The sequence below is a fragment of the Pseudomonas sp. NY11955 genome (genome assembly GCF_048068035.1).
In the GTDB taxonomy this organism is placed as follows: domain Bacteria; phylum Pseudomonadota; class Gammaproteobacteria; order Pseudomonadales; family Pseudomonadaceae; genus Aquipseudomonas.
On the sequence record NZ_JBLUPS010000001.1, the window covers coordinates 670,160 to 676,886 of the forward strand.

The 6,727-nt window shown below is 61.2% G+C and carries 7 protein-coding genes and 2 pseudogenes; 7 read left to right on the plus strand and 2 right to left on the minus strand.

Going from position 1 to position 6,727, the window contains the following annotated elements; translation table 11 throughout:
• Positions 1-182: 182 nt before the first annotated feature.
• Positions 183-1,025, minus strand: a complete 843-nt coding sequence (locus ACNFBR_RS02995; protein ID WP_049275859.1) for a helix-turn-helix transcriptional regulator — start codon at positions 1,023-1,025, stop codon at positions 183-185.
• A gap of 117 nt (positions 1,026-1,142) precedes the next feature.
• Between ACNFBR_RS02995 and ACNFBR_RS03000 the strand changes: the two genes are divergently transcribed.
• The 4 genes and pseudogenes from ACNFBR_RS03000 (at position 1,143) to ACNFBR_RS03015 (ending at position 2,926) form a co-directional block, all read left to right on the plus strand.
• Positions 1,143-1,676, plus strand: a complete 534-nt coding sequence (locus ACNFBR_RS03000) for a carboxymuconolactone decarboxylase family protein (protein WP_020309197.1) — start codon at positions 1,143-1,145, stop codon at positions 1,674-1,676.
• 27 nt (positions 1,677-1,703) lie between these two features.
• Positions 1,704-2,252, plus strand: a pseudogene (locus ACNFBR_RS03005) (cytochrome P460 family protein).
• A 73-nt stretch (positions 2,253-2,325) separates the two neighbouring features.
• The gene (locus ACNFBR_RS03010; RefSeq protein WP_020309195.1) at positions 2,326-2,811 is read left to right on the plus strand and encodes a uracil-DNA glycosylase family protein; all 486 of its coding nucleotides are present in this window, start codon (positions 2,326-2,328) and stop codon (positions 2,809-2,811) included.
• Positions 2,714-2,926: a hypothetical protein gene (locus ACNFBR_RS03015; RefSeq protein ID WP_223866296.1), complete on the plus strand. Its 213-nt coding sequence runs from the start codon at positions 2,714-2,716 to the stop codon at positions 2,924-2,926. Before ACNFBR_RS03010 ends, ACNFBR_RS03015 begins: the two co-directional genes overlap by 98 nt.
• A gap of 183 nt (positions 2,927-3,109) precedes the next feature.
• Here the strand turns inward: ACNFBR_RS03015 and ACNFBR_RS03020 are convergent, their stop codons facing one another.
• Complete coding sequence (locus ACNFBR_RS03020) at positions 3,110-3,994, minus strand: LysR family transcriptional regulator (RefSeq protein ID WP_003465017.1); 885 nt, start codon at positions 3,992-3,994, stop codon at positions 3,110-3,112.
• Positions 3,995-4,108: 114 nt separating this feature from the next.
• Here ACNFBR_RS03020 and argC point away from each other — a divergent pair, with 114 nt between their 5' ends.
• The 3 genes and pseudogenes from argC to ACNFBR_RS03035 all read left to right on the plus strand — a co-directional run bounded on the left by argC (position 4,109) and on the right by ACNFBR_RS03035 (position 6,648).
• The gene (gene argC, locus ACNFBR_RS03025; protein ID WP_049275860.1) at positions 4,109-5,038 is read left to right on the plus strand and encodes an N-acetyl-gamma-glutamyl-phosphate reductase; all 930 of its coding nucleotides are present in this window, start codon (positions 4,109-4,111) and stop codon (positions 5,036-5,038) included.
• A 413-nt stretch (positions 5,039-5,451) separates the two neighbouring features.
• A pseudogene (locus tag ACNFBR_RS03030) lies at positions 5,452-5,607 on the plus strand (OmpA family protein); the annotation flags it as partial.
• Between the two features lie 414 nt (positions 5,608-6,021).
• Positions 6,022-6,648: a DNA methyltransferase gene (locus ACNFBR_RS03035; RefSeq protein WP_003465024.1), complete on the plus strand. Its 627-nt coding sequence runs from the start codon at positions 6,022-6,024 to the stop codon at positions 6,646-6,648.
• The last annotated feature ends 79 nt before the right edge of the window (positions 6,649-6,727 follow it).

Here is a 6,727-nt window from a genome sequence, read left to right on the forward strand (position 1 = left end):
GCTACCTGCGCCACTGACTCAGCCTTGTCCAGCCGGCCGCGCCGCACGAACAGACTGACCAGCCGTTGACGGATCGCCACCTGGAGTTCCGCCAGTTGTTCCGGCGTGATGCGAATTTCACCCGCTCGACGAGCGCAACACCGGCGCCGCCTACGCCAAGAACCGGCGAATCGAACTCAAACTCACGAACCGCTGAGCGCCGCGTCACCGCGCTGCTGCGCCAGCCAGTCGCGCGGGGCGCAGCCCATGCGCACGCGGAAGGCGCGCGCCAGAGCGTTCGGGCTGCCGTAGCCGACGCGGTCGGCCACCACCGCCACCGGCCGCCCCTGCTTGAGCAGGGTGCAACTGACGTTCATCCGCCAGTCGGCCAGATAGTCGCCCGGCGTGACGCCCACCGCGTCCTTGAACGCGGCGGCGAAGCGCGCGCGTGACATGCCCGCCTTCGCCGCCAGCGCCTCGAGCGACCACGCGGTCTGCGGCGCATCGTGCATGGCGGTTATGGCGCGCGCGAGTTTCGGGTCGGCCAGGCCCGCCAGCAGTCCGGTGGCGCCAAGCCGCCCATCCATCAGATAACGCAGCAACTGGATCAGTAGCAACTCGCACAAGCGGTCGATGGCGGCCTGCCGACCGCACTGGTCGCGCTCGGCTTCGGCAAACAGCAACTCTAGCGTCGGCCCGAGGCCGGGCAAGTCCGCCAACGGAATCAGCAGCATCGACGGCAAGGCCATGGCCAACGGATTGCCCGTCGAAGCGCCCAGGTCGACCTCCGCACACAACCGCTCAGCGGTATCGCCGGGGGCGGCGACAAAACGATGCGACGCCACGCGCGGATAAAACAGCAGGCTCGGCTCGGTAACCAGCAGATCTTCATGCACGGGCGAACGCACCGTAATCGGGCCGCGCCGCACCAGATGGATATAGCCATGCGGCGCCGCGTAATGATGCTGCCCACAGAAGGCGCCGCTGTGAAAAACGCGCGCCGAAAGCGAGTAGTGCCGGAGCAAGCCGGCCAGTCGATCCGCCATTCCACTCTCCATATAAGACGATAGGTTACGTATTTGATACTTTACGTGCCATATCGTACCAAACAAAGGGCGATCATGCCCACGTGCTCTTGCACCTCACCCACTACGGAGATAGACATGACCCAAATCGCCCCCCTGACCATCGACACCGCTGACGCCGCTACCGCTGCCACACTCAAGGCCGTCAAAGCCAAGCTTGGCATGGTGCCGAACCTGTTCGCCACGCTGGCCCACGCGCCGGCGGCGCTCAATGGCTACCTCGGCTTGTCCGAAACGCTGGGCACCGGCCGCCTGAATGCCTCCCAGCGCGAGATCGTTGCGCTCGCTGCCGGTCAAGCCAATCGCTGCCAGTATTGCCTGAGCGCACACACCCTGATCGGCAAAGGTGCCGGACTGTCGGCAGAGGCCATCGCCGCGGCCCGCACCGGCCAGGCGGCCAACGCACTTGACGATGCAATCGCCGGCTTTGCCCGCGCGCTGGTCGAGCAACGCGGCGTGGTGTCGGCCGACGCCATGGCCAACTACCGCCGCGCGGGGCTCGACGACGGCCTGATACTGGAAGTGATCGCCAACGTCGCGCTGAACACGCTCACCAACTACACCAACCACATCGCCGACACCACGGTGGATTTCCCCGTGGTCGCCGTCTGATCTCCATAGGCATATAAGGAGAACACGATGAAAATCGCACTCACCGGCGCTCTGCTCGCCAGCGCCCTCGTCCTGCCACTGGCCGTCACGGCCGGCGACTTTTCGCCCTATGTGGACAGCCAGGGCGGCATCAGCCGCCCCACAGACTTCCGCACAAACTTCGTCCACCTGGGCTCATATGCGGTGTTGGACGAAAAATCCGCCTCTCGCGGCTTGCACGATGTGTACACCGAAAAGGCCTCGGCCGAGCACTACCGCAAGACCGGCAAGTTCTTGGACGGCGCCACGCTGGTGAAAGAGATCCGCAAGCTCGAAACCAGCGCCATGACCACTGGCAACCCTGTGGTCTGGGGTTCCGATGCGGCCGTGTGGTTCGTGATGGTCTAGGACGCCAAAGGCCGTTTCGCCAGCAACCCCTTGTGGGGCGACGGCTGGGGCTGGGCGCTGTTCAAGGCCGACGCCCCCGCCAAGAATGTCGCCGTCAGCTACGAAGCCGACTGCATGGGCTGCCATGTGCCGGCGGCCAAGACCGACCGCGTATTCATCCAGGGCTATCCGACACTGACCCAGCACTGACTTGCTGCCGGGTTACGCTTCGCGCAGGATGGCACCTCCGTCCTGCGCGAGCCACCCTTTCCGGAAGCGCGCCATGCCGACACTCGACGCCTTTCTGACCGACGTCCGCGCCTGCACGCGCTGCGCACCGCATCTGCCACACGGCGTGCAGCCGGTCTTCCAGTTTCACCCGAGTGCGCCCATCCTCATCGCCGGCCAAGCACCGGGGGCCCGGGTCCATGCCTCAGGCGTGCCCTTCGACGACGCCAGCGGCGCGCGTCTGCGCGCCTGGCTGGGCGTGGACCGCGACACCTTCTACGACCCTACCCGCATCGCCATTCTGCCCATGGGCTTCTGTTATCCGGGCACCGGCAAAAGCGGTGACCTGCCGCTACGCCCGGAGTGCGCCCCCCGCCTGGCGCGAAGCCTTCATGCAGCGTTTCGAGCGCCTGTCGCTGGTCATCGTGCTGGGCAGCTACGCCATGGACTACCACCTCGGTACTGGCAAGACGCCGCTCACCCGGGTGGTCGAAGCCTGGCGCGAGCACTGGCCGCAAGCGTTCCCCCTGCCTCACCCTAGCCCGCGCAACAATCGCTGGCTGGTGCGCAACCCCTGGTTCCAACAAGACGTGCTGCCCGCGCTGCAAGCACGCGTCCAGGCAGTCCTCACCGCCAACCCCAAGGAAACCCCATGACCGACGACACCGCCGCCATTACCGAGCTGCTGCACAAGTACTACGACACCCTGGCCTGGGCGAACGGAGACAGGCACCGGCTTTGGAGCGATGAACGACGGCTTCAGGTGCGGTAGCTGACGCCTGGGACCTCAATCACCGTATGACCGGGTCGAAAGCGGTCCTTTCTCTGACAACATCGCCCTAGCCCGCACTCAACCCCCACAACACATCCAGCACATGTTGCGTAGGCCGCTCGACGTCCCCACCACGGTGGGCAATACCAAGTTGACGCCACAATAAGGGCTGTAATGGCCGCATGACGATCCTGGTATCGGGCAATGGCGTGGAGGCTTCATGCGGCAACAACGTCGCACCATAACCGGCCGCCACTAGGCTTTTGATCGCATCGTTGTAGTTCAGTTGAATACGCGGCGTGGGCTGCCGTCCATCACTGGCGAACCACTCCGAGGTCAAGCGCGAAAGCCGAGTAGTTTTGTCATTCAGAATTAATGGCTGGGCGGCCAGCCAACCGGGGGTCACAACATCCGGGCATTCCCAGCGAGCCGGCAAGAAGGCCATGACCGGGTCCCGCCGCCATGGCTCGATCCGCAATTCCTTCACCGGGGTCTGTGGCAGCGCGACCAGACCGATCTCCAAAGAGCCCTCGGCAAGCTTCTTCAAAGTTTCCTGCGACGTGAGCACCGCGACCTGCACATCGATAGCGGGGTGGCGTTGGCCCAACGTCTCCAAAGCTTGCGGCATCAACTGTGCGATGGCCCCTGTGGAGGCACCCAGCCGCACACGCCCGGCCAAGCCCTGCACCTGACGCTCCACGTCCTCAAGCGCCTGCTCCGCATCCGCCAACAGGCGCCGCGCGCGCTCCACCAGCGTTTCTCCAATCGCCGAAGGCTGAATGCGCCCACGTGTGCGCGACAACAGCTTTCCGCCAACCCGCGACTCCAGGTCGGCAATATGCAAACTGACCGTGGGTGGCGCGAGGTGCAGCACACGGGCCGCCTCGGCAAACGAACCCAGGTCGGCAATGGCCACCAACGTGCGCAGACGGTCCAGGCTGATTTCGCGCATGAGTCACTCCTTGTTCAGAAAAGCTGAATTTCATCGTTTAGAAATTCAACTTTTCCTATCTTAGCCCCTCACTGAAGATTGGAACTCCTGATTTCCTATGTCCGAGAGCATTCCATGGCAAGTCCTCTTATATTCATCGACGGCGACCAAGGCACCACCGGGTTGCAAATCCATCAACGTCTACGCGACCGGACCGATCTGCGGCTTATCACGCTCAGCCCCGAACATCGCAAGGATCCGCAACGTCGCGCCGAAATCATCAACGCCTGCGACATCGCGATTCTCTGCTTGCCCGACCAAGCCGCACGCGACGCTGTAGCGAGCATCGAAAACCCCGCCGTTCGGGTGATCGATGCGAGTTCGGCGCACCGCACCCATCTAGACTGGACCTATGGTTTCGCGGAGATGAACTCGCAGCAGGCCCAACGCATCGCCACGGCACGGCGGGTCAGCAATCCCGGTTGCTATCCCACGGGGGCGATAGGGCTGCTGCGCCCATTGCTGGAGGCCGGGTTGCTGCCCAGGGACTATCCGACGAACATTCATGCTGTGTCGGGCTATTCCGGAAAAGGGCGCGTTGGCGTGCAAGAGCATGAGGGAGAGGGCGCATCACAGGCGCCCGCGTTTCAGGTTTATGGTCTGGGGCTGGCACACAAACATATTCCGGAGATTCAGCAGCAAAGCGGTCTGATGGAGCGGCCGATGTTTGTGCCGGCTTATGGGGCTTTTCGGCAGGGGATCGTGCTGACCATACCGTTGCAACTTCGCTTGTTGGCGCCGGGCGTGGATGCGGTGCGGTTGCATGCGTGTCTTATGCAGCACTACGTCGATGCGGACCATGTACAGGTGATGTCGATGCAGGAGGCCAAAGGGTTGACGTGCCTTGATCCTCAGGCGCTTAACGGGACTGATAGTTTGCGATTGGTGGTGTGTGAAAATGATGAGACGGGGCAGGTTTTGTTGGCTGCGGTGTTTGACAATCTTGGGAAGGGAGCCGCTGGAGCGGCGGTGCAGAATCTGGATTTGATGGTTGCAGGAACATGACTCCGACTACCCACTGGCTCTAGAGTCTATGGCTCGAATTTTCGAGCGGTTGTTTCCTCTCTGTTTATGGCCTGGCATCGACGGCATTAAACGAGTCGAAAACAGAATCTACGCGTGTCAGCAGTTTGCAATCCAGTCAGGCTTTGAAGTTAAACGGTCGTCCACGACAGGCAGCAATCGGCCAACAGCGGCCGTTTTAGAGTAGGGAAAATAAATCCCCTTTTCTGCTGTCTACGCTTCGCAGCGCCGGTTACCCGGTCACCACGCAAGACTCGCTTCCGGTCGGTGGCTAACCTTTACCGGGCGGGGGTCATACCCGCTGGGTTTCTTACGCCATTTCGTGACGGCTTGCGCCGTCATTCCCAGGCGACCAAGCTTTGCCTGGCGCACATAAATCAGTCCCCTTTTTCTCTTTGCGCAGCAATGGCGTCGATCCTTCGCGCCTGCAAACCTTTGGTGCAGGCTCCAGCTCGCCCATTGCCCCCAACGACACCGCCGAGGGTCGCGCCCAAAATCGCCGCGTTGAAATCAAACTGGTGCCCCGTAGCGGCGCTGTAGCTCAAGGGTAATGGTGCCTTGGTGCTCTTTTCGTCGGATGCCCAGCTATCTTTTAATGGGTTACGGGCGATTTGCAGTGGGCTCCAAAACCTGGCCTCAGGAGGTGCAAGCTCCCGTGGCACCGGCTTTGGACTGGGCAGACCAATACGCCGGCCCATAAGCCCATAAGGATCCCGGCCTCGGCCGGGTTCTTTATGCCCGCTTCGCGGGCTTGAGCCCAGAAGGGAGCGGCGTGCGCCGGATTCGCATCTGCCAGCCAGTACGCAGCCCGTTTGGAACTCAGTTGATCCGTCTTTTTCAACGGTTTAACAGCCAAATCAATACGTTCACAAGTACACTCGCCACCCTAGGGATGGTGAAGCATCCACGAGCGGTACTAGAATTTTCAGCTTTTCGGTGCCGCCGCACGAATTCAAGGGGCAAGCATGGATTACGAACAACTGCCGAGGGCCGCCTTGGTCCGTATGCTGCAGGAGCATGATGCGGCGCTTGCCGATGCTGGCAAGAATGGCATCGTTATGAGTTACACCGGGCGGGCTGCTCCCTGGCAGATCATCCGCCAGGTCAAGCCGAAGCTGCATCGTATTATCAAGAAAGTATCCTTTGGAGAGGAAACCGCCCAGTCAGAGAATGAGATCTGGGACGGTGAAAACCTTTCTGCGATGGTCACGCTCTATAAATATCGTGGTCAAGTTGATCTTGTAGTAACAGACCCGCCGTACAACACCGGCGAGGACTTCCGCTATAACGACAAGTGGGACAAGGATCCAAACGATCCAGATCTCGGCGATGTAGTTCCTAAAGATGATGGGTCCAAGCACAGCAAATGGTTGCGCTTCATGACACCCAGAATCTGGATGATGCGTGAGATGCTAACCCCAGGCGGGGTTATGGCTATCTGTATTGATCATAGGGAACTATTTAGACTTGGCATGCTCATGGACGAAATCTTCGGCGAAGAGAATCGCATTGGCATAATCAATTGGCAGAAAAGCTATTCACCTCGCAGTGATAATAAGGGGGCGGCGGCGAAAACTGAGTGCAACACCTGACCTTTCCGGTACGGTGCTGTCCCTATGTCTTATTCCGAACTCAGCGTTGAAGAGCGCGCCACCATTCAAATCGGTCATG